The organism is Aeromonas sp. QDB03 (genome assembly GCF_027707985.1).
In the GTDB taxonomy this organism is placed as follows: Bacteria; Pseudomonadota; Gammaproteobacteria; order Enterobacterales; family Aeromonadaceae; genus Aeromonas; species Aeromonas hydrophila.
In genome coordinates this window covers 640,659-660,573 of the sequence record NZ_JAPCJG010000002.1, presented here as the reverse complement: position 1 = coordinate 660,573, position 19,915 = coordinate 640,659, and the positions used below count along the sequence as shown (strand labels likewise).

Below are 19,915 nucleotides of genomic sequence, written 5' to 3'. Positions count from 1 at the left end.
AATAAATGTAATTTTATTTTTAAATGTATAGGCATATGACATCACCCACATTTTCAATTAAAACTGGGGTCACTGGGAAATCGGACGAGAAATCTGGGACGCCCACTTCTCTGGGTGAGACATAACACCACCAAATATCACGCTACCGCCCGTGGATTACAGCTTCCAATATGCTCCATTGACCAGCGAGGGCAGCAACCCATCGCAGTTCAACAGGTTCTGGATGGCTATGGTAAGCCAAACGAAACTGTCTGAGCGAGCCTTAAAATGCTGTAACCATCAGAATCTCATCGTTTTTTGAACTGGATCAGCAAATGGATTTGGAAGGGCATATGTGGCTATTTTCATCCCCCAAAAAGATGGCTGTCCCTATCGGGGGAGGCTTTGTTATCTTGCCGGGGATGTTTTGGCAGGAGCGATCCGTGCCCCTTTATCTCACTCCAACAGGAGCAATCAGATGGCAATAAAAGCGCGATCCCGCAGGGAGAAGGTGGGCAGCGGCCTTGGGCTGCTGCTCGGGATCATCGGCTTCAATCTGCTGGTGCCTGTTTTCTTTGAAAAGCAGGCGGGTTTTGATGGCGGCCAGATGCTCTGGGCCGCCGTGACGGCGCTGGTCTGCTCCGAGCTGGGGGCAAGGATAGGCAAGTGGCTGGATCGCCGGGAGCAATCTTGACTGTATTTCGCTAGTCACCCGGCAAACTGCTGCCACCTGGCCAGGGGGCAGCAAAGCGTTCCGCTTTATCGCCCCTTATTGCCACACTTCCTGCCCCTTGGCATTGAGCAGGGTGTGGAACAGATAGTGATCGTCCCGATCGTAATAGACGGTGAGGGTGTGGCGCTGGGTGTAATCCGCCGCCACGCCGGCCACTGTCATGGGTATCAGGATCAGCTCCCCCAGCCCCATGGTCACGGCGCTCGCCGTGGCCTGGCCATTGCCGTCAGCGCGCTTGTGGATCTTGCCGAGCACGGTAAAGCGATCGCAACCCTGCACCTTGTCCTCGGTCAGAAAGGCGGCCTGCTGACAACCCTGGGGCTCGCCCAGCTCGGCGCGAATGGTCGTGCGGGTTTCCCCTGATATCAGGGTGTTGCGAAAGCGCCCCGAGTAGTGATCGATGGCGGCGGCGCAGCCGCTTAGCAGCCCGATCAGCAGTAGCGGTGCGAGCCGCAGACAGGCGTGCTTCATAGGCGGGCCTCGCCATCTGCAAGGGCAGCATGGCCCCGTCGCTCGGGTTCGCTGCGATGCAAAAAGGTGGTCAGGGTATCGCGCGGCGGCGTGATGCCGCACTGCACCAGAATGCGCCCGATCGCCCCCCTGTGATAGCCGCCGTGGGTCACCAGATGCAGCAGCATCTCGGCGCGGCTCATCTGCCCCTTGTCGCCATCCACGAAGTTGAACGAGAGCATGGCCTCGCCATCTGCCTGGCTCAGGCCGGCGACGTAATCCAGATACCAGGCATCCAGCTGGCCGATGGCGCTGCGCAGCATCGCCAGGGTCGGCGTCTCCGGGGTATTGGTGGCGGTAAAGCCGTGCCGTTCCCCCAGCAGATTGGCCTTGAAGATGGCATCAACCACATGGATATGGTTGAAGATGCGCAGAGCCGTGTGATGAGCCTCGCCATATTGCGCGGCATCCAGGGTGGCGAGGGCATCCAGCAGTTCGCCATCGGCCCAGGCCTTGTAGCGAAACAGCGAGAGCAGGGTTGAGGTTGGCATGGCACTCCTTGGCGCGTCTTATGTCCAAAAGCGGGAATCTTAGCCAGATGGAGCCAAAAATGACACTCCCCGAGCATAGGGCGGGGGGGGGCAGCCATCGGCTGTGTCCGGGTCGGCGGGGATGCTACCCTGTCAGCCGTTGCAGGATAAAACGGCGCCCATAACCCGCCGCCACAAGGAGTCCCCATGCGCATTGCCCTCGTAGGTCTTGGTGATATCGCCCAGAAAGCCTATCTGCCGCTGCTTGCCAGTGACGAGCGAGTCACCCCGCTGCTCTGTACCCGCAATCCAGCGGTATTGGCTAAGCTGGCCCGCCAGTACCGGATCGCCGAGTGCTTCACCGAGCTGGGCGACTTGCTGGCAAGCGGCCCGGATGCGGTGATGATCCACGCCGCCACCGCGGTGCACCTTGAGCTGGCCGCCCAGTGCCTGCGCGCCGGCATCCCCACCTTTGTCGACAAGCCGCTGTGCGACACTCTTGCCGGGGTAGAGGAGCTTGCCAATCTGGCGCTGGCGCAGAACCGTCCGCTGTTTGTCGGCTTCAATCGCCGCTATCTGCCCGCCATGAGCGCGGCCCGGGCGCTGCCGCTTGCAGATAATCAGCCGCTTACCGAGCTCAACTGGCAAAAACACCGCCACGCCCTGCCAGGGGCGCCGCGCTCGTTTCTGTTCGACGACTTTATCCATGTGCTCGACAGCCTCTGCTACTACGGCGGCGTGCCAGATGGGGAGGTCCATGCGGTACTGCGGCGCTGTGCCCGTCAACCTGAGCTGCTGGCCGGGGTGAGCGTGGCCTGGCAGAGCGGGCAGGTGGCGGTGAGCGGCAGCATGAACCGCAGCGCCGGCCTCACCGAGGAGCGCATCGATGCCTATGGCGACAACCTCTCCCTGCATATCGAAAACTGCACCCGGGGCACTCTGGCCCGCGATAAAACCGTGCAGACCCTGGCGCCGGACGACTGGCAGCCGGTGCTTACCCAACGGGGCTTTGCCGCCATGCTGGCCCACTGGTATCAGCAGATTGAGGCGGGGCGGGCGGACGGGGCGCTGATTGAGAGTTACCTGCACGGCCACCGGCTGGCAGAGCAACTGGTCACCCTGGCGGGGGAGTGAGGGTGAGCGCCGCGCCGGTTTGCCCAAGTCATCGGCGGGCTGCGGGCGAAAAAATCGCCGGACCACTGTATGAGATGGCGCATCCCTGCGCAGTTGATTGGCGGGGGCGCTGCCGCGCAAGCCAAGCGGGCGCTTGTTTGCTATCTTGGCGGCCATGAACTGCCAGCAGAGCGACAGAGTGTGATGAACCAGGTATTGAAACGGGGTGGCCGGCTGGCTGCCCTTGCCAAATGGGAGCGGATCCCCGCCATGATGGCCAGGGTGGCCCGTCCATGAGCATCATTTTGGGGATAGACCCGGGTTCGCGCATCACAGGTTACGGGGTCATTCGCATCGTGGCGGGCAAGGCGGAGTACCTGGGCTCGGGCTGCATCCGCACCGACTTGGGCGAGCTGCCGTCGCGCCTCAAGCAGGTCTATGACGGGGTGAGCGAGATCATCACCCAGTTCAAGCCGGACGAGTTCGCCATCGAGCGGGTCTTTATGGCGCGCAATGCCGATTCGGCTTTGAAGCTGGGTCAGGCTCGCGGCAGCGCCATCGTGGCGGCGGTCAATGCCCTGCTGCCGGTGAGCGAATACTCGGCCACCCAAATCAAGCAGGCGGTAGTGGGCACCGGCGGCGCCGCCAAGGAGCAGGTGCAGCATATGGTGACTCACCTGCTCAAGCTCTCGGCCACCCCTCAGGCGGATGCGGCGGATGCCCTCGGGGTGGCGCTCTGCCACTTCCATACCCGCCAGATCCTGATCAAGATGGCCGGGCGCAGCACGGGAGCGGTACGCGGTCGTTACCGCTGAGCTGAGATTGCCGGCCTGATACCGGCAATCTCAGGCAAGCGGCCATGTGCCGGCTAGTTGCCCCTCTGGCAGCGGCGGCTGTCGGCAAAAGCCTCAACAGAGTCACAAGCTGTCGCACTGCCTTCCCACCGCATACTGCAGCTCGTCCGGGCGCTAACGACAATCCTCTCAGTTAATCAATGGCTTGTGACGCAAGTCACGTTTTTTTTGCCTTCATCGCTTCCCTTCGCTTGCCCGATCGGGACTCCCATAATGTGCGCCGGCCGCGTGGTGCGGCCCGGTGAGCCGCAGGCTCCCGTTTCATCCATCATTGGGAGAGTTGAGAAGTGAAACCTTTTGCAGCTGAATTCATGGGCACCTTCTGGCTGGTGCTGGGGGGCTGCGGCAGCGCCGTGCTGGCCGCCGCCTTTCCGAACGTCGGCATCGGCCTGCTCGGCGTGGCGCTGGCGTTCGGTCTGACCGTGCTGACCATGGCTTACGCCATCGGCCATATCTCGGGCTGTCACCTGAACCCGGCCGTGACCATTGGTCTCTGGGCCGGCGGTCGTTTCCCGGCCTCCGGCGTGCTGCCCTACATGGTCGCTCAGGTATTGGGCGGGATTGCGGCAGCGGCGGTGCTCTATGTGATTGCCAGCGGTCAAGCCGGTTTCGATCTGGCGGCGGGCTTTGCCTCCAACGGCTATGGCGAGCACTCCCCGGGCGGCTACAGCATGCTGGCGGCGCTGGTGTGTGAAGTGGTGATGACAGCTTTCTTCCTGTTCGTCATCATGGGCGCCACCGACAGCCGGGCCCCGGCCGGTTTTGCCCCCATCGCCATCGGCCTGTGCCTGACCCTCATTCACCTCATCAGCATTCCGGTGACCAACACCTCGGTCAACCCGGCGCGCAGCACGGGTGTGGCCTTCTTCGTAGGGGATTGGGCTCTGGGCCAGCTGTGGCTGTTCTGGGTTGCGCCCATCGTCGGTGCCATTCTGGGTGCATTGGCCTATCGCGCGATCGCGACCAAAGCCTGATCCGTCAGGGCAACAAAGTGTGGTATCGACACGCCCCCGGGCGTGTTTTTTTGTTTCTGGCGGGCACGAAAACGGGCCGCAAGGGCCCGCAGGGTAACTTGGTCGCCGGCAAGAGGGGAGAGGCTTACAACCCCTTGGCGCTCAGCATGTCTTTGTAGCGCTGGCGCAGCAGCTGCACCCGCTCCACATAGGCACGAGTCTCAGCATAAGGGGGAATACCCCCATGCTTTTGCACCGCGCCGGCACCGGCGTTGTAGGCCGCGGTGGCCAGCGCCACGTTGCCACCATACTGCTTGAGCAGCCCCGCCAGGTATTTCACCCCGCCGAAGATGTTCTGCTCCGCCAGCAGGGCGTTGCCCACCCCCAGCTCCCGCGCCGTGGCCGGCATCAACTGGGTCAGCCCCATGGCCCCCTTGCGGGACACAGCCAGCGGGTTGAAGGCGGACTCGGCGTGGATCAGCGCCCGGATAAGGGCCGGCTCCACCTGATAGGCCTTGGCCGCCGCCTGGATGGTGCTGGCGTAGTCATAGAGAAACAGCCCCGTGGTGTGCCAGTTGACCTTGGAGTCGGGGTCGCAGGCGTAGCAGTCGTTGAACAGCAGCAGCTCGTAGTGACCCTGCTCCGGCATCATGTCGGAGTAGCGCACCACGCCGTTTTTCTGCACCGACTTGTAGACCTGGATCTGGCGGGTGCCGGGCGGCAGCGGAGGGCTGGCCGGCTCGGGGGGCGGCAGCACGCCCGGGGTGTGCAGGGTGACGGGGGGCGCCGCTGGGGGCGGTGCCGGCGGCTCGGCGGTGAGGATCACCACTTCGGCCGGGGCGGGTGCCTGGCTCCAACCGGGCGGGGAAAACAGCGGGATCAATCCCATCAACATCCATGCTTTCAACGGCTTGCTCCTTCAGCCTCGTTAGCCTTGTTGAGTAAAGCATCACGGCGCGGGCAGAACAAGCCCGCCCTGACCGACCCGTGCACTCGGCCGAGAAAATAGCGGTGACAGACCAAATAAAGAGGCCGCCCAGTGGCGGCCTCGCGCGGCAGTGGCCGGTTTACTCCTGCAGCCAGAGGCGGGCGCTGCGGGCGGGAATGGCGACCCGGACCCACTGGCTCTGCACGTTGACCACGGCGTTTTGGTCGAGCACGTCCCGGTAGTTGCGATACCAGTTCATCTCGAACTTGGCGGTATCGAGCCAGTACTCCTGCTCGTAGTCGCACTTGTTGATGCCGACCAGCCCCTGCTTGCCGCGCTTGAACAGCACGAAGCAGTCGCCGCTGCCGACCAGCTGCATGGGCTGGCCCTGCACCGCGTTGTGGAAGCGGATCATCCCCTTGAGGTCGCTGCGCAGGTAGTAATCTTGCCAGCGCAGCCCGTCCTTGGCCTGGGTCTCGCCGTGATCCGAATAGACCAGCGGCGAGCCACCGTCGCGGCCGAGCAGGTAGGCATAGGCCAGCTTCTCGTCGGTCGGGTTCAGGATCTGGTAGCGAAAGCCGTCGTTGGTAGGAATGTCGTGGGTGATGGCGAAGGTGACCGCCCGGCTGCCCGGCAGCGCCTGGCCGTAGGCCCCCGGATCTGCCAGCTGGTTCATGCTGCCGCCATAGCCGAGCGCCCCGCGCAGGGAGGCAAACAGCGGGAAGTCATAGGCGCCCTGACCGCTGCTGTCGAGATAGGGCTTGAGGAAGCGCTCGTAATCGTTGCTGCCGGCGCCGCCGGTGGTGATCACCTCGCCGAACACGTGCATCCCCTGCTTTATCTCGGGGGTGAACACGGCGTTGATCTGGTAATCGCTCATGTGCTTGACCGCATCGACCCGAAAGCCCTTGATCCCCATCCCCTTGAGCGCCTTGAGGTAGGCCTGCTGCTGGCTCACCACCCAGTTGTTGGGGTCAAGATCCGGCAACCCCTTGTCGCCCGCGCCGCCGCACAGCCGCCAGTACTGCACGTTGCCCGGATCGTTCCAGTCGCTGATGCACCCTTCCGGGTGGAAGTCCTGGCCGGCGAGCAAGTTCTGGCCCAGATCGCCAAACAGCTTCTGCCGCTCGAAGTAGCCGGGGTTGGCGGCGTAGCTTTGCAGCAGCTCGCTGCCGGGGTAGTTGAGATCGCTGCGCTTCCAGCTCTCGTTGGCCATGTGGTTGAGCACCACGTCCGCATAGACGGCGATGCCCCGTGCCTGCATGGCGGCGATCAGCTGTTCGAGATCCTGCTTGTTGCCAAGGGGGGTGTCGATGAGGCGCAGATCCTGCGGTTGGTAGCGTGCCCACCACTCGTTGCCCGATGACTTGAGGGGCGGCGAGATAAGCACCTGTTTGTAGCCGGCAGACTTGATGAGATCGGCCTTGGCGGTGACTTCACTGTATTTCCAGTTGAAGGCGTGCAGTATGACGTCGGCATGTGCCAAAGGAGCGATCAGCATGCCTGCGATCGCCCAGATTCCCGCTGTGTGTTTCATTATTGTCAGTCCTTGTTTTGGGTGCCCAGATGGGCACCCAGAGCCTCACACCGGCCTGTCTTGCCAGCAATCGCCGGGCGGCGATTTTGTGAGCACTTTCAAAGCGGACTGTGCGGATCTGTGACGGCTTGCAAAAAACCGCGCAGGCCGCGTCATTACTGACTTTTCCATCACTTCACCGGGCTGCTTTCGGCTCAGTCAATCCCGTTGTTGTAGAGCGGCTGCCAGGCGCAGTAGCGCTGGCCATTGCGCTGGTTGTAGAGCCAGAAGCGGTTGCAGTTGTCGTCGTAGTTGCTGGCGCCGACGTTGACGGCATAGCTGCTCAGCCGCTGCCCCTGCAGGGACTGGAACACCCCGTTGTAGAGCAGGGAGAAGTGCAGGTGCGGGCCGGTGGAGGAGCCGCCCTCGCACAGCGCCTCGTTGCGGTTGCTGGCATAGGTACCGATGGGGGTGTCGGCGGCCACGTAGTCGCCGCTGCGCACCGAGATCCCGCTCATGTGGTAGTAGTTGGTGGCCCAGCCGTTGGGGGCGGTGACGCGCACCTGGCAGCGGGAGAAGACGGTGACGGTGCCGCTGTTGGCGGCGGTGACCGTGTAGGTGGCGCCACCCCAGCCCGGCCAGTCGTAGGAGACATCGATGGAGGAGTAGGGATAGCCGGAGCCGGTATGGGAGTGGGCGCCATTGGCCTTCCAGCTGTAGCCCTGGCGCCAGGGCAGCTGGAACTGACCGCCGGCCAGCGGCTCGGCGGGCGCGATTGCGCCGCCCCTGGGGGAGGTCATGGCATCCTGGCCGAACAGGGTCAGCCACTGCTCACCGAGTTGGCGCTGCACCGACGTGCTCAGCATGCTGGCGAGAGCGGCCTGGTGCGCGGCCTGCGGTGCCAGGGCGGGGGCGCTGCGTTGCATAAGCCTTTGCTGGGCACGGGCCTGATAGAAGCGCTCGGAGAGCTGGCGCGCCATCAGCTCCAGCTGGTTGTCAAAGCCCCTGGCCTTGACCTGCCTGGCGAACGGCGCCGCCATGGCCTGCTCGGAGGGAGCCGAGATGAGCTGGCTGCTCGCCTCCATCAGGGCCAGCAGCAGCTGGGGGTTGAGGCTGGTGATGCCGCTCCAGTGCAGGATCACCTCCTCCTTGGGCAGCAGGTGGGGCGCCTGCTGCAGCAAAAAGTCGTGCAGATCGAAGGCCATGGCCGCCGCGCCGAACACGAAGTGGGCTTCATCCAGGGGGAGGGCCGGGGTCTGACTGGCGGCAAGCTGCTGCGCCGTGAAGTGATAGGGGGCAAGCGGGGCATGGATGTCGCCAGCCCAGCCGGCGGCGGGAAGCAGGGCCAGCATCAGCAGGGAGGGGATCGGTCTGGACATGATAACTCCTTGGCAAAGTGGTGAGGTGTCGGTGTGGGGATGGACCCACGCGGGCAACAACAGCACGAGGCTATGCCAAGGCTTCACCATAAGGGTAAATGCCAAAGTTGCTATTCAAATGGGGCTTTTCATACAGGGGGAGAGCTGCATTTTTTTGTTAACAAATGTTGACGAAAAGGGTTTGTAGAGCCAAATCAGTGAGTTGCGGGCCATGAAATGGCGGGCTGCCGTAAAGGGCGGGGAAGAGGCGCAAACAGTGTCTGCCACTGGCTTGCCGTGATAGGATCGCCACTGGCCAGACCGGCTGACGGCATGTTAAAAATTATGCAACCCGGTGTGGTTATTGGCTTTTTTGTTATTAAAAGCCGTGATATCGTCAATCTGGTCGGATCTCTGCGACCGACATCAATGTATGAGGACCGGGCCGAATGGCCATGGATGGAACGGGTGTGATAGGCAAGCGGGCGATGGAACTCACGTTCGAAGAGTACTGTGATGCAGACCTTTCCCTGATCAGGGATTACTACGAAACCACTTTCTCCCACTATGTGCCGGATCTGGCCGAGCGGATCTTCGTGGTACGCGACGCCCACTGGTTGGTGGGGGCCGTGCGCCTGCGCGACGAACAGGATTACTACCACCTGTGCGGTTTTCGTCTGCTGCCCCACTACCAGTCGCTGGGACTGGGCTCGCGCCTGTTGCAGCACGCCTGCAACGATCTGCAGGACAAACCTGTGGTGTGTCAGGCCTTGCCGTTTGAAAAGCCGTTCTACCTCAAGGCTGGCTTCGCCGACCTGCCCCTGCATGAACTGGAGGGGCCGCTCTTCTCGCTGTATGACCAGCAGCGCGAACAGGGTTACCAGATCGAGCTGCTGGTGCGCCAGGCCAAGGCCCCGGTCTACAACTGACGACTCACTGGGGCTTGGTCAACAGGTGGATCTTGCCCGGTGACAGCTCCAGCCCCAACAGATTCTCCTTCAGCCATGCCTGGTTCGGATCCTTGTCGTTGAGTCGATAGACCGGCTGGGTCTCCAGCCGCTTCTCCATGCTCTGCAGCAGCATGCCGAGCATGAAGCCGAACTTCTGCTGCGCCGCCTCCGGCTCCAGCTTGTATTCAATCAACTTCATGTTGTCGAGGAACAGCGCGCTCTGCGCCTTGTCGTAACGCGGTCTCGCCTCATAGGTCATGTTCAGCCGCGCGTCGTACTCGGTCTGATCCGGCAGGGCGATCTTGAGCTTGCCCTTGCCATAGACCCGGGCGGTGTCCGGGCTCTGGCGCCCGATCTGGACATCGCTCTGTTCTAGTTGCACATGAGCCTTGATAATGCCGGGCAGCTCCAGCTGTTTGTTCACTTGCACCTGGGATTGCAGGTACTGGTTTATCTGTTGCTCATTGATGTCATATGAGCCTTGACCTAGCATGGCCAGACTGAGCAGCATAGATTGCAGGATCATGCTAACGACCTGATAGAATGGGTGTGTTTTACAGCATACCATCCTGGCTTCGCAGGATCTGCCCACCGCATTTCACTCGTCTGTAAAAGGAGTTCTCGTGATCAACGGTCTGGAGCACGACATCCAACTGCTGTTTTCCCAGTTCCTCGGCTGGTTGCTGCTGCTGTTTCACACCGTGATCGTGGCGGGGGTCTCCTTTCGGGTGGTGATGAAACGGCGCCCCATCGGGGTCTCACTGGCTTGGCTGGCCCTCATCTATGCCATCCCGTTTGCCGGGGTCGGCTTCTACGTGCTGTTCGGCGAGATCCGCCTCGGCCGGCGCCGCGCCGAGCGGGCGCAGGCCATGTACCGCCCTTACGCCATCTGGATCCGCCAGCTGGCCCGGCTCTTCCCCCAGCACTGCTGTGAGGTGGGGGAGAAGGCCCAGCCGCTGCACGATCTGATCCAGGGCCGGCTGGCCATGCCCATGCTCTCCGGCAACCGGATGACGCTGCTGAGCAAGCCGGAAGCCATCCTGCGCGAGATAGTGCGCGACATCCGCCAATCCTCCCAGTCCTGCTACCTGGAGTTCTACATCTGGCATCCGGGCGGCGACACCGACGAGGTGTGTGAAGCCTTGATGGAAGTGGCGGCGCGCGGCGTGGATTGTCGCTTGCTGCTCGATTCCATGGGCAGCAAGACCTTCTTCCGCTCGTCCTGGCCGAAAAAGCTGCGCAAGGCCGGGGTCAAGCTGGTGGAGGTGCTGCCGGTCGGGGCCTGGCGCATCCCGTTCCAGCGCCAGGACCTGCGCATGCACCGCAAGCTGGTTGTGATCGACGACCGGGTCGGTTACACCGGCTCCATGAACATGGTGGATCCCCGCTTCTTCAAGCAGAACGCCGGGGTCGGCCAGTGGGTCGACATCATGATCCGGGTGCAGGGGCCCATGGTGCCGCTGATGTGGTCCATCTTCGTCTGGGACTGGGAGATGGAGACCGGCGAGCGGCTGCTCGACAGCCTGCAGCACGAGCCGGAGGCCTGGCCCCAGAGCAACTACCGGGCCCAGCTCATTCCGTCCGGCCCCTTCGTCGGCGGCGACTGCATCCAGCAGAGCCTGTTGCTGGCCATCTATCAGGCCCGCCACCATCTGGTGCTGACCACGCCTTACTTCGTGCCGGACGATCCGCTGGCGGCGGCGCTCTCCTCGGCGGCGGCCCGCGGCGTGCAGGTGCAGCTGGTGCTGCCGGCGCGCAACGACTCCCTGATGGCCAATTACGCCTGCAACGCCTTCATGGAGGAGCTGCTGGAGGCGGGGGTGGAGGTCTATCGCTACGACGCCGGCCTGCTGCACACCAAGAGCGTGCTGGTGGATGACGACTTCGCCCTGGTGGGTACGGTCAACCTGGACCGGCGCAGCCTCTGGCTCAACTTCGAGGTGACCCTGCTCATCGACAACCCGGTGTTCGTCGCCGAGATGACCCAGCTGGTGCAGGGCTACATGATAGAGGCGACCCCCATGTCGCTGGCCAAGTGGCGGGCACGTCCCTGGTACAAGAAGGTGATGGAGAACATGTTCTACCTGTTCAGCCCCTTGTTGTGACATCACTTAATTGCGGCAGGCGCCGAATTGCGCTTGCCTAGCCCCAAGCTGGCCCCGTAGAGTGCGGCAATCACTCCCTGGAGAAACAGAAGAAGATGAAGAAGCGAGTAGCGCTGGCCGTCACGGCGGCCTTGGTGGTGGGTGGGCTGGGTGCCTGCTGGTACACGGGCAACACGTTCGATCGCATCATGGCCGAGCAGATCGCCAAGGTGAAGCAGGAGAGCGGCGTCGAACTGAGCTGGCAGCCGAGCTCGAGCAATCTGTTCGCTCGCGATGGCGTGCTGAAGGTAGTGGTCACCCCGCAGACCCTGGCCAGCCTGGATGGTCAGCTGGAGGGGAGTGAACCGGTCGAGGCGCAGTTCATCGTCAACAGCCGCATCCTGCCGCTCTACATCAAGAGCCACATGCTGCTCGACACCAGGCAGGGTTCGCTGGCGCCGGTATTCAACGCCTTCAAGATGGAGCAGTGGCAGTTCGGCATCGAGTCGGTCAGCAGCCTGTGGACCGCCAGCAACAGCAGCCGCTTCTGGGCCAACGAGTTCAAGATCAAGCAGGGGCTCGACGAGTTCAACTTCCTGCCGATGAAGGGCGACTATCACGGCGATCTGGAAGGCAATGGTCACGTCACCTTCCACTGGCAGGGCATGACGGTGCACGAAGAGCAGAACAAGATGGACATGGTGCTGGCCGAGCTCAAGGGCAGTGCCGACATGGCCGAGATCAGCGGGATCTGGCTCTCTCCCCGCAGCGACATGACCCTCTCCGCGCTGTCGGTACAGTTGCCGGACAGCGTCAAGGTCTCCCTGCAGGGGCTGACCACCGAAACCCAGCTGGCGGGGGATGATGCCCAGACCCTCTCCAGCAGCTACCAGATGAAGGTGGACACCCTCAATCTGGAGAACGAGACCGACAACCTGGCGCTGACCCAGAGCAAGCTAGCCCTCAATCTGAAGGGGCTGGATCTGGAAGGGTATCAGGCGCTGCAGGCCTCCAGCGGCCAGGGCGTGGAAGAGGAGGCGATCCAGCAGGCGCTGGACAAGATGCTCAAGCGTGGCGCCACACTTGAGCTGGTGGACTTGAGCTCCCACCTCAATGGCGAGCCGGTGGCCATGAGGGGCGACATCAAGCTGGCGGCCACCTCGCTGGAGCAGCTGTTCAACAGCGAAGAGGGCATGCACGCTCTCTCCGGCCTGCTGCACGCCAACCTGAGTGGCAAGCTGGGCAAGGCGGTGCCGCAGCTGGCGCCCATGCTGGATCAGTTTGCCGCCATGGGTTACCTCAAGGCGGACAAGGAGCAGCTGACGGCCGAGCTCAAGCTCGACAAGGGTGCCATGACCGTCAACGGTCTGCCGCTCTGATCGACGTTGCTCTAGTGCACATAAAACAAAGGCTCCTGCGGGAGCCTTTGTTGTTTTCAGTGGCCGGGATTACTTGAATACCACCGTCTTGTTGCCGTAGACGAACACCCGCTCGTTCAGCACCAGCTCCAGTGCCCGGCTCAGCACCGATTTCTCCACGTCGCGGCCGGCCTTGGCCATGTCGTCGGCGCTGAAAGTGTGATCGACGTGGATCACGTCCTGCTCGACGATGGGGCCCTCATCCAGATCGTCGGTGACGAAGTGGGCGGTGGCGCCGATCAGCTTGACCCCGCGATCGAAGGCCTGGCGATAGGGGCGGGCACCGATGAAGGCGGGCAGGAAGGAGTGGTGGATGTTGATGATCTTGCGCGGATAGGCCTCGACGAAACTCGGGGTCAGCACCCGCATGTACTTGGCCAGCACCACGTAGTCGGGCTGGTAGCCGTCGATGATGGCGCGCACCTGCTCTTCGTGCTCGGTACGGCTCAGATCCTCGTGGCTGACGGTGTGGAACGGGATGTCGAACTTGCCGGTCAACTCGGCGAGGGTGTCGTAGTTGCCGATCACCGCGACTATGTCCATGTCCAGCGCACCGGCATAGTTCTTCATCAGGATGTCGCCGAGGCAGTGGGTCTCCTTGGTCACCAGGATGACGATGCGCTTCTTGCCGGCCTTGACCAGGCGGCGCTGGGCACCGGCGGGCAGGGCATCATCGAGGTCGGCCAGCAGGGTCTCGTCGTTGAAGCGTCCCTCCAGCTCGGTGCGCATGAAGAAGCGGCCGTTTTCGTGATCCACGAACTCGTCGTTCTTGTTGATGTTGAGCTGGTGCTTGTAGCAGATGTTGGTGATCTTGGCGATGAGGCCCTTGGCGTCCGGGCAGTCCGTCAGCAGTATTTTCTTTTCCATCTCTGTCATGATTCCGTTTGTGTTGTTGGCGCCTGAGTCTGCGCAGGCAGCGCGTTTTTTCAGGCACTATGCCACAAACAAAATCAGAAAAGACAGTGCGCCGTGCGCCCTGATGCAATGCGGCCACAAGCGGTGCGCTATTCATCTTTGATGGGTTTTGGGCTGGTATCCGGCGTTTTTTTTCTTTACGCTGTCTGCGCTTATTCTCAGGGCGGGGTGAAATTCCCCACCGGCGGTATCCCGATGTGACTCGGGGAGCCCGCGAGCGCCCGACCCGGTATTGCACCGGGACGGGGTCAGCAGATCCGGTGAGATGCCGGAGCCGACGGTCATAGTCCGGATGAAAGAGGATAAGACAGATATTGCAGGCAAGCCCCATGGGCCGGCCGCTGCATACCTATCTCTGTCTGCCTTTCCATGCCCTGATTCTGGTCCTTGTCTTGTTTAGGAGTCTTACCATGAATCAGTCTCTTCTCAGTGAATTTGGTGATCCCATTGCCCGTGTCGAAGCGGCGCTGGCAGCTCTGCGTGCCGGCCGCGGCGTGCTGGTGGCCGACGATGAAGATCGGGAGAACGAAGGGGATCTCATCTTCGCCGCCGAATCCATGACCAACGAACAGATGGCGATGATGATCCGCGAGTGTTCCGGCATCGTCTGCCTCTGCCTGAACGACGAGCGGGTACGCCAGCTCGAACTGCCGATGATGGTGGAGGCCAACTCCAGCCATTATCAGACCGCCTTCACCGTGACCATCGAAGCGGCGCAAGGGGTGACCACCGGCGTGTCGGCAGCCGATCGCATCACCACCATCCGGGCCGCCATCGCCGACGGTGCCAGACCGTCCGACCTGCACCGCCCGGGTCACGTTTTCCCGCTGCGGGCCCGCACCGGCGGGGTGTTGACCCGTCGCGGCCACACCGAAGCCACTGTGGATCTGATGCAGCTGGCAGGACTCAAACCGTTCGGTGTGTTGTGCGAACTGACCAAGGAAGATGGCTCCATGGCACGGCTGCCGGATCTGGTGGCATTCGGTCGTCAGCATCAGATGCCGGTGCTGACCATCGAGGATCTGGTGCAATATCGTCAATTGCTGTCAGAACGTTCAGCCTGAGCCTCATACGAAATTGTAATAAGCCCAAAATTTGGTTACGCTTTGTGCGAACCTCATCCAGAGACCCTCATTTTTGGCTTAACTTTGCACAAAAAGTGTACGTTTAAAAAAAAATGAGGGTTTTAATGCATTTATCTGTGATGGGGCCTATCCAAACTATGATTTTTTTGTGCCATAATCACGCCGCTTGCTAAACGTCTGGCGAGTTAAAGGGAGCTTTTAAAATGAAAAAAATGTTGTTGGTAGGTGTTGTTGGTCTGTCCGCTCTGCTGGGCGGTTGTGCAAACACCAGCGAACTGGAAACTTCCGTTCAGAATCTGTCTAACAAAGTTGACCAACTGGCTCAAGATGTTAGCGCTGTTCGTGCTGATCAATCCAAGATCGCTGCTGATGTTGCAGAAGCCAAGCAAGAAGCTATGCGTGCTAACCAGCGCATCGACAACATGGCTACTTCCTACAAGAAGTAATCCATGCGAAAAAAATGGCGCAGTTATGCGCCATTTTTTTTGCCTGAAATTCGTCAAATTCCCGCGTTTTCCCCGCTGATACCTGCCTGACAAGGCAATGCCGATCACTCGGCATCACCCCGTTTTTCATTCCCGCATCGATCAGTAGAGCAGGCTGTAGAGCTTGCGACGGTAGCTCTGCGCCGCCGGGTTGTTGCCCATGGTGGTCAGGATGTCGAGATAGGTCTTCTTGGCATCACCGAAGGCGAGATCCCGCTTGAGGATGGTAAACAGCAGCGTGAGCGCCTCTTCCTGCCGGCCTGCCTGGCTGTATTGCACCGCCAGCTCCTGGGCCAGGGCAAAGTTGTCCGGCTCCTGCTGGTGACGGGCTTCCAGCGCCCGCAGTTCCGGGCTGTCGGCGGCCTGTTGGGCCAGTGCCAGTCGGGATGTCAGGGTCTGGTAGTGATCGTCCTGGGCGATCATCGGGATCTTGCCCAGCCGATCCTGCGCTTCATCCAGCAGATTGAGATCGAGCGCCGCCTGAATGAGCCACAGGCTGATGTCGTGGCGCTCCGGTGCCAGCTGATGGGCCTTGCCGAGATGGGCATAGGCAAGGTCCGCCTGACCATTTGCCAGCGCCTGCTGTCCCTGTTCGAACAGCAGCTCCTCCTCCTTGGGGGCGAAGGCGGCAAAGTAGTGGCGCAGGGTGGCTTCGTCCTGCGGGCCTTCCAGAATGGCCTGCTCGTCAGGGCGGCCCTGATGGAACAGCACCAGCGCCGGCAGGGCGCGCAGGCCGAGCTGGCCTGCCAGCGGCTGCAGCTGCGGATCGTTCATGTCCACCCTGGCCAGGGTCACCTGAGGATTGGCCGGGCCGACTAGCGCTTCCACCTGCGGGGTCATGGCCTGACACTCCGGCATCTGGGGGGCGTGGAAATAGATGACGATCGGCTTTTTCATGGAAGCATCGATCAGGGCGCTTTGGAAATTCTGGGGATTGATGTCGACGATCATGAGGCTGACTCTTGGAAAATGGTGTGAGTTAACATGGGGTTGATGGGCACAGAATTCAAGCTGCCGTCGAGCAGCCAGCCGTTGACGGCGAGGGTCGGTGCCGCCAGGCTGAGCCAGCCCCGGCCGATGGGCCAATCCTGTACTTGGTAATCCTGTTCATCGAGTTGGTTGTCGAGCTGCCACGCTTCCTCTGGCACGAAGCGCACCTTGTCGAGGCCGGCGGCGATGCCGGCGCCGTGGGCCTTCAATACCGCCTCCTTGCGCGACCAGAGCCGATAGAAGGCCGGCTCTTGCTCCGCTTCAGGCAGGGCGAGCAGCCACTCATATTCACTCTGCGCATAAAAACGGCGGGCCAGTGGTAGAATCTGGCGGCGCCGCTGACCCATCTCTATATCCACTCCGAGCGGGCTGGCGGCACAGAGGGCGATCGCCAGCCAGTCACCGCTGTGGCTGAGGTTGAACTGCCAGCGCCCGTCGCTCAGCGCCGGCTTGCCATGCGGGTTGCTGCAAAACTGCAGCGCATCGGGCCGGCACTGCAGGCGCTCGGCCAGCAGCCGTCGCAGCAAGCCACGGCTGAGCAGGTACTCCTGGCGGCGTGCCGGCTGACCGATGGCCTGCCATGTCTGCCGTTCTTCGGGGGAGAGCAGAGTTTGCAGCAGGCTCAGCTGGTCGGCGTCCGTGTTTGCCGGTTTTAACAAATAGAGATCCACAGAGATCATAATTTTTCACTTAAAAAGCATGCTGAAACAGCGATAAAAGTCAGTTTGATCCGGCCTGGGTGGCCCCTTTCGAGATTGTATATTGTTTGGCCACGATCACATTAATCAGGAAAAATAATGCATTTCCTTGCAAAAATGTGATGTCGATAGGGATTTTCGCTTGCCTCGATAGAATTCTTGGATATAGTCGGGTGCTGTTGCCTTATAAATTGCCCGTTCGGGCCGTATTTTAACAAGTTTTACTATTTTGCGGGGATAAAGGATTGCGCCACCTGATGCTACTGCTGGTCGCGCTCGGAATGGTGGGTTGTGCCTCGGCACCCCAGCCCGAGGTCGCGAGCAAGATCGAAGTTTCCATGATGGAACCCGTTATTGAACCGGAAGCTTCGCAAACCCCAGATGTAAACGAAATCCTGACAGTATACAAAGAGTGGCGCGGTGTTCCTTACCGCATGGGTGGCAGCAGCCAGCGCGGCATCGATTGTTCCGCCTTCGCCCGTGAAGTGTTCCGCAACGCCGTCGGCATCGAACTTCCCCGTGATACCCGCTCCCAAGTCCATGAAGGCACCCGCGTTTCCAAGCAGGATCTGGTCGAAGGTGACCTGGTCTTCTTCAAGATCAATCGCCGTCTCAATCATGTCGGCATCTATGTGGGCAATGGTGAATTCATTCACGCCTCCACCCGCGCCGGGGTAACGCGCTCCAAGCTCGACAGCTCCTACTGGCGCAGCAAATTCTGGCAGGCACGCCGGATCGACATCTGAGTCAGGCTGGACAAACGGCTCGCAGTACGGACTGTTTTTCCAACCTCACTTGAACCGGGCTCGACAGCCCGGTTTTTTATGGCCGTCATTTAGACTTTCCGGGGCCAAGTCACTATAGTGTGGGCCCGTTTTCCTCGGCAGGCCCAGCATGAAGACTCATTCCGACCGCAAATCCGGATTGCATCCACGCAATCGCCATCAGGCTCCCTATGATTTCGATGCGCTCTGCCAGCGCACCCCCGAGCTGCAACCCTTCGTGTTCGTCAACGAGCACGGCACCCAGACCCTGGACTTTGCCGATCCGGCCGCCGTCAAGGCGCTGAACAAGGCGTTGCTGGCGCTGCACTATGGCATTGCGCATTGGGATCTACCGGCCGGTTATCTCTGCCCGCCCATTCCGGGGCGGGTGGATTATCTGCATCGGATGGCCGACCTGCTGGCCGAGAGTGCCGGCAAGGTGCCGACCGGCAAGGGCGTCCGGGTGCTGGATATCGGGGTCGGTGCTAACTGCATTTATCCACTGCTGGGGGCCCGCGAATATGGCTGGCGCTTCGTCGGCTCCGACATCGATCCGGTGTCGGTCAAGGCCGCTACCTTGCTGGCCAAGAGCAACGGGCTGGGCAGCCAGATCGAATGCCGCCTGCAGGGCAAGGCCGGCGACATCTTTCAGGGGATTGTGGCGCCACTCGAGCGTTTTGCGCTGACCCTCTGCAATCCTCCCTTTCATGCTTCACTGGCAGAGGCGAGCAAGGGTACGGAGCGCAAGCTGCGCAACCTGGGCAAGGCGGCGACGGCCAAGCCGGTGCTCAATTTCGGCGGCCAGAAGGCCGAGCTCTGGTGCGAAGGGGGGGAGGCGGCCTTTCTGGCGAGCATGATCACTCAGAGCAAGGCATTCGCCAGCCAGTGCCTCTGGTTCAGCTCGCTGGTGTCAAAAAAAGAGAACCTGCCGGCGGCCAAGCAGGGGCTGAGCCGGGTCGGGGCCCGTCAGGTGCGGGTGCTCGAGATGGCCCAGGGCAACAAGATCAGCCGGGTCCTGGCTTGGTCTTTCCAAGACGAGGCGGCCAGCAAACAGTGGTGGTTGCCAATGGCGCACGATAACGCCTGAACCGGCTGAAGCGGGACGACGACAAGGGGCATGCCGATGGTATGCCCCTGTTTTTTGGGGAGCGTCAGTGGCCAGTTTGGGTCGATGCCCGGCACCCATGACAATCGTTTTTCCCCTTGTGGTACCTGGGTTGGCGCCTGCATGTTAGTGAACACTTTCATCCTCGGTACAGTTGTACGCTGAGATTTTTTTGCACTTGCAGTTGAAACTTTCATAAAATAGGACTGGTTAGACCTCTTTACAGGCTTTGAATCGAATAGGGATCGGTACATGAAAGTTGTCGATTTTCTGAAGCGCAAGCGCGAAATACTGGCGCAACACCCCTTTGAGCTCAAGGATTGGCTCTCTCCGGCGATCCGCGACTACTGGCGTGAGTTTCAGCAAAAGGCACACCTCCACCCTCTGCTGGGCCGGGTGCTGGATTTGCAGAGCGACAGCCAGTCCACGCAGCAACAGCAGGGCGCGGCGCAAGTCGTCAACGGCCAGCCCGTGCCGCTGGATACCCCTGCCGTCGAACTCAGCGGCGAGGCAGCAGCCTTGTTTTCCACCTTGCAGGAGCGCATCGGCGAAGAGACTCATGTCGGCGAGTGGTTGCTGGTCAGCCAGCAGATGATCAACGAGTTTGCCACCGTGACTGGCGACAACCAGTGGATCCACACCGATCCGGAGCGCGCAGCGGCCGAGTCACCGTTCAAGACCACCATTGCCCATGGCTTCCTGACCCTGGCGTTGTTGCCGCGGTTGACGGGCAGCATCAACGAGGCCGCCCCCGAGTTTCCGACCGCCCGCATGGTGGTGAACTTCGGCCTGGATCAGGTACGTTTCCCGTACCCCATCAAGGTGGACAGCAACATCCGCGCCCGCACCAAGCTGGCTCGGGTTACCCCGATCAAGGGCGGGCTGGAGCTGCTCAAGGAGATCAAGGTCGAGATCGAAGGCATTCGTCGCCCAGGCTGCGTCATTGAATCGGTCACCCGGATCTACTTCTGACGGGGTGACGGTGTCACCCGCTGGCACGAACCGTA

Annotated in this window: 22 protein-coding genes and 1 riboswitch; of the genes, 13 read left to right on the top strand and 9 right to left on the bottom strand. The window is 61.3% G+C overall.

Going from position 1 to position 19,915, the window contains the following annotated elements:
- Window positions 1-457: 457 nt before the first annotated feature.
- Window positions 458-673: a hypothetical protein gene (locus tag PG900_RS07755; protein WP_270831217.1), complete on the top strand. Its 216-nt coding sequence runs from the start codon at window positions 458-460 to the stop codon at window positions 671-673.
- A gap of 75 nt (window positions 674-748) precedes the next feature.
- Here PG900_RS07755 and PG900_RS07750 read toward each other — a convergent pair whose 3' ends face one another.
- Together PG900_RS07750 and PG900_RS07745 are read right to left on the bottom strand one after the other, a co-directional pair.
- Entirely contained in the window at window positions 749-1,183 is a 435-nt protein-coding gene (locus PG900_RS07750; RefSeq protein WP_270831216.1) for a hypothetical protein, read from the bottom strand.
- Window positions 1,180-1,713 (bottom strand): DinB family protein, encoded by a 534-nt coding sequence (locus PG900_RS07745; protein ID WP_270831214.1) that lies wholly within the window; start codon window positions 1,711-1,713, stop codon window positions 1,180-1,182. Before PG900_RS07745 ends, PG900_RS07750 begins: the two co-directional genes overlap by 4 nt.
- Window positions 1,714-1,899: 186 nt before the next feature.
- Between PG900_RS07745 and PG900_RS07740 the strand changes: the two genes are divergently transcribed.
- The 4 genes from PG900_RS07740 to aqpZ all read left to right on the top strand — a co-directional run bounded on the left by PG900_RS07740 (window position 1,900) and on the right by aqpZ (window position 4,633).
- Window positions 1,900-2,826, top strand: coding sequence for a Gfo/Idh/MocA family protein (locus PG900_RS07740; protein WP_270799343.1), 927 nt, complete (start codon window positions 1,900-1,902; stop codon window positions 2,824-2,826).
- A gap of 69 nt (window positions 2,827-2,895) precedes the next feature.
- Complete coding sequence (locus PG900_RS07735; RefSeq protein ID WP_270831213.1) at window positions 2,896-3,102, top strand: hypothetical protein; 207 nt, start codon at window positions 2,896-2,898, stop codon at window positions 3,100-3,102.
- A complete protein-coding gene (gene ruvC / locus PG900_RS07730; protein ID WP_017766544.1) occupies window positions 3,099-3,620 on the top strand; it encodes a crossover junction endodeoxyribonuclease RuvC in 522 nt (173 codons plus the stop codon). The genes PG900_RS07735 and ruvC overlap by 4 nt, the downstream gene beginning before the upstream one ends.
- Window positions 3,621-3,946: 326 nt before the next feature.
- Window positions 3,947-4,633 carry an aquaporin Z gene (gene aqpZ, locus PG900_RS07725; RefSeq protein ID WP_017766545.1) on the top strand — a complete coding sequence of 229 codons (687 nt, stop codon included), beginning with the start codon at window positions 3,947-3,949 and terminating at the stop codon, window positions 4,631-4,633.
- 124 nt (window positions 4,634-4,757) lie between these two features.
- On the opposite strand, the gene PG900_RS07720 is transcribed toward aqpZ, so the two are convergent.
- The 3 genes from PG900_RS07720 to PG900_RS07710 all read right to left on the bottom strand — a co-directional run bounded on the left by PG900_RS07720 (window position 4,758) and on the right by PG900_RS07710 (window position 8,435).
- Window positions 4,758-5,507 (bottom strand): lytic transglycosylase domain-containing protein, encoded by a 750-nt coding sequence (locus tag PG900_RS07720; protein ID WP_270831317.1) that lies wholly within the window; start codon window positions 5,505-5,507, stop codon window positions 4,758-4,760.
- 172 nt (window positions 5,508-5,679) lie between these two features.
- Entirely contained in the window at window positions 5,680-7,077 is a 1,398-nt protein-coding gene (locus PG900_RS07715) for an alpha-amylase family protein (protein ID WP_270831211.1), read from the bottom strand.
- 194 nt (window positions 7,078-7,271) lie between these two features.
- The gene (locus PG900_RS07710; protein ID WP_270831210.1) at window positions 7,272-8,435 is read right to left on the bottom strand and encodes a M23 family metallopeptidase; all 1,164 of its coding nucleotides are present in this window, start codon (window positions 8,433-8,435) and stop codon (window positions 7,272-7,274) included.
- Between the two features lie 428 nt (window positions 8,436-8,863).
- On the opposite strand from PG900_RS07710, the gene PG900_RS07705 reads away from it, so the two are divergent.
- Window positions 8,864-9,343 (top strand): GNAT family N-acetyltransferase, encoded by a 480-nt coding sequence (locus tag PG900_RS07705; protein WP_011705218.1) that lies wholly within the window; start codon window positions 8,864-8,866, stop codon window positions 9,341-9,343.
- A gap of 4 nt (window positions 9,344-9,347) precedes the next feature.
- On the opposite strand, the gene PG900_RS07700 is transcribed toward PG900_RS07705, so the two are convergent.
- Window positions 9,348-9,890, bottom strand: coding sequence for a DUF1439 domain-containing protein (locus PG900_RS07700; protein ID WP_026080151.1), 543 nt, complete (start codon window positions 9,888-9,890; stop codon window positions 9,348-9,350).
- Window positions 9,891-9,987: 97 nt separating this feature from the next.
- Here PG900_RS07700 and cls point away from each other — a divergent pair, with 97 nt between their 5' ends.
- Together cls and PG900_RS07690 are read left to right on the top strand one after the other, a co-directional pair.
- Window positions 9,988-11,469: a cardiolipin synthase gene (gene cls / locus PG900_RS07695; protein ID WP_011705220.1), complete on the top strand. Its 1,482-nt coding sequence runs from the start codon at window positions 9,988-9,990 to the stop codon at window positions 11,467-11,469.
- A 95-nt stretch (window positions 11,470-11,564) separates the two neighbouring features.
- The gene (locus PG900_RS07690; protein ID WP_270831209.1) at window positions 11,565-12,827 is read left to right on the top strand and encodes a DUF945 family protein; all 1,263 of its coding nucleotides are present in this window, start codon (window positions 11,565-11,567) and stop codon (window positions 12,825-12,827) included.
- A 69-nt stretch (window positions 12,828-12,896) separates the two neighbouring features.
- Here the strand turns inward: PG900_RS07690 and purU are convergent, their stop codons facing one another.
- Window positions 12,897-13,733, bottom strand: a complete 837-nt coding sequence (purU, locus tag PG900_RS07685) for a formyltetrahydrofolate deformylase (RefSeq protein ID WP_011705222.1) — start codon at window positions 13,731-13,733, stop codon at window positions 12,897-12,899.
- Between the two features lie 198 nt (window positions 13,734-13,931).
- Window positions 13,932-14,089: riboswitch (FMN riboswitch) on the top strand.
- A gap of 102 nt (window positions 14,090-14,191) precedes the next feature.
- Here purU and ribB point away from each other — a divergent pair.
- Window positions 14,192-14,845: a 3,4-dihydroxy-2-butanone-4-phosphate synthase gene (ribB, locus tag PG900_RS07680; RefSeq protein ID WP_039215521.1), complete on the top strand. Its 654-nt coding sequence runs from the start codon at window positions 14,192-14,194 to the stop codon at window positions 14,843-14,845.
- Between the two features lie 224 nt (window positions 14,846-15,069).
- The gene (locus PG900_RS07675; protein ID WP_010634682.1) at window positions 15,070-15,312 is read left to right on the top strand and encodes an Lpp/OprI family alanine-zipper lipoprotein; all 243 of its coding nucleotides are present in this window, start codon (window positions 15,070-15,072) and stop codon (window positions 15,310-15,312) included.
- 141 nt (window positions 15,313-15,453) lie between these two features.
- Here the strand turns inward: PG900_RS07675 and PG900_RS07670 are convergent, their stop codons facing one another.
- The gene (locus tag PG900_RS07670) at window positions 15,454-16,302 is read right to left on the bottom strand and encodes a tetratricopeptide repeat protein (RefSeq protein WP_039215517.1); all 849 of its coding nucleotides are present in this window, start codon (window positions 16,300-16,302) and stop codon (window positions 15,454-15,456) included.
- Window positions 16,299-17,021: a 4'-phosphopantetheinyl transferase family protein gene (locus PG900_RS07665; protein WP_270831208.1), complete on the bottom strand. Its 723-nt coding sequence runs from the start codon at window positions 17,019-17,021 to the stop codon at window positions 16,299-16,301. Before PG900_RS07665 ends, PG900_RS07670 begins: the two co-directional genes overlap by 4 nt.
- Window positions 17,022-17,296: 275 nt before the next feature.
- Here PG900_RS07665 and PG900_RS07660 point away from each other — a divergent pair, with 275 nt between their 5' ends.
- From PG900_RS07660 to PG900_RS07650, 3 genes are all read left to right on the top strand, one after another.
- Window positions 17,297-17,785: a C40 family peptidase gene (locus PG900_RS07660; RefSeq protein ID WP_005298673.1), complete on the top strand. Its 489-nt coding sequence runs from the start codon at window positions 17,297-17,299 to the stop codon at window positions 17,783-17,785.
- A gap of 148 nt (window positions 17,786-17,933) precedes the next feature.
- Window positions 17,934-18,890: a 23S rRNA (adenine(1618)-N(6))-methyltransferase RlmF gene (gene rlmF / locus PG900_RS07655; RefSeq protein WP_270831207.1), complete on the top strand. Its 957-nt coding sequence runs from the start codon at window positions 17,934-17,936 to the stop codon at window positions 18,888-18,890.
- 270 nt (window positions 18,891-19,160) lie between these two features.
- Window positions 19,161-19,880 carry a MaoC family dehydratase gene (locus PG900_RS07650; RefSeq protein ID WP_270799326.1) on the top strand — a complete coding sequence of 240 codons (720 nt, stop codon included), beginning with the start codon at window positions 19,161-19,163 and terminating at the stop codon, window positions 19,878-19,880.
- Window positions 19,881-19,915 lie beyond the last annotated feature (35 nt).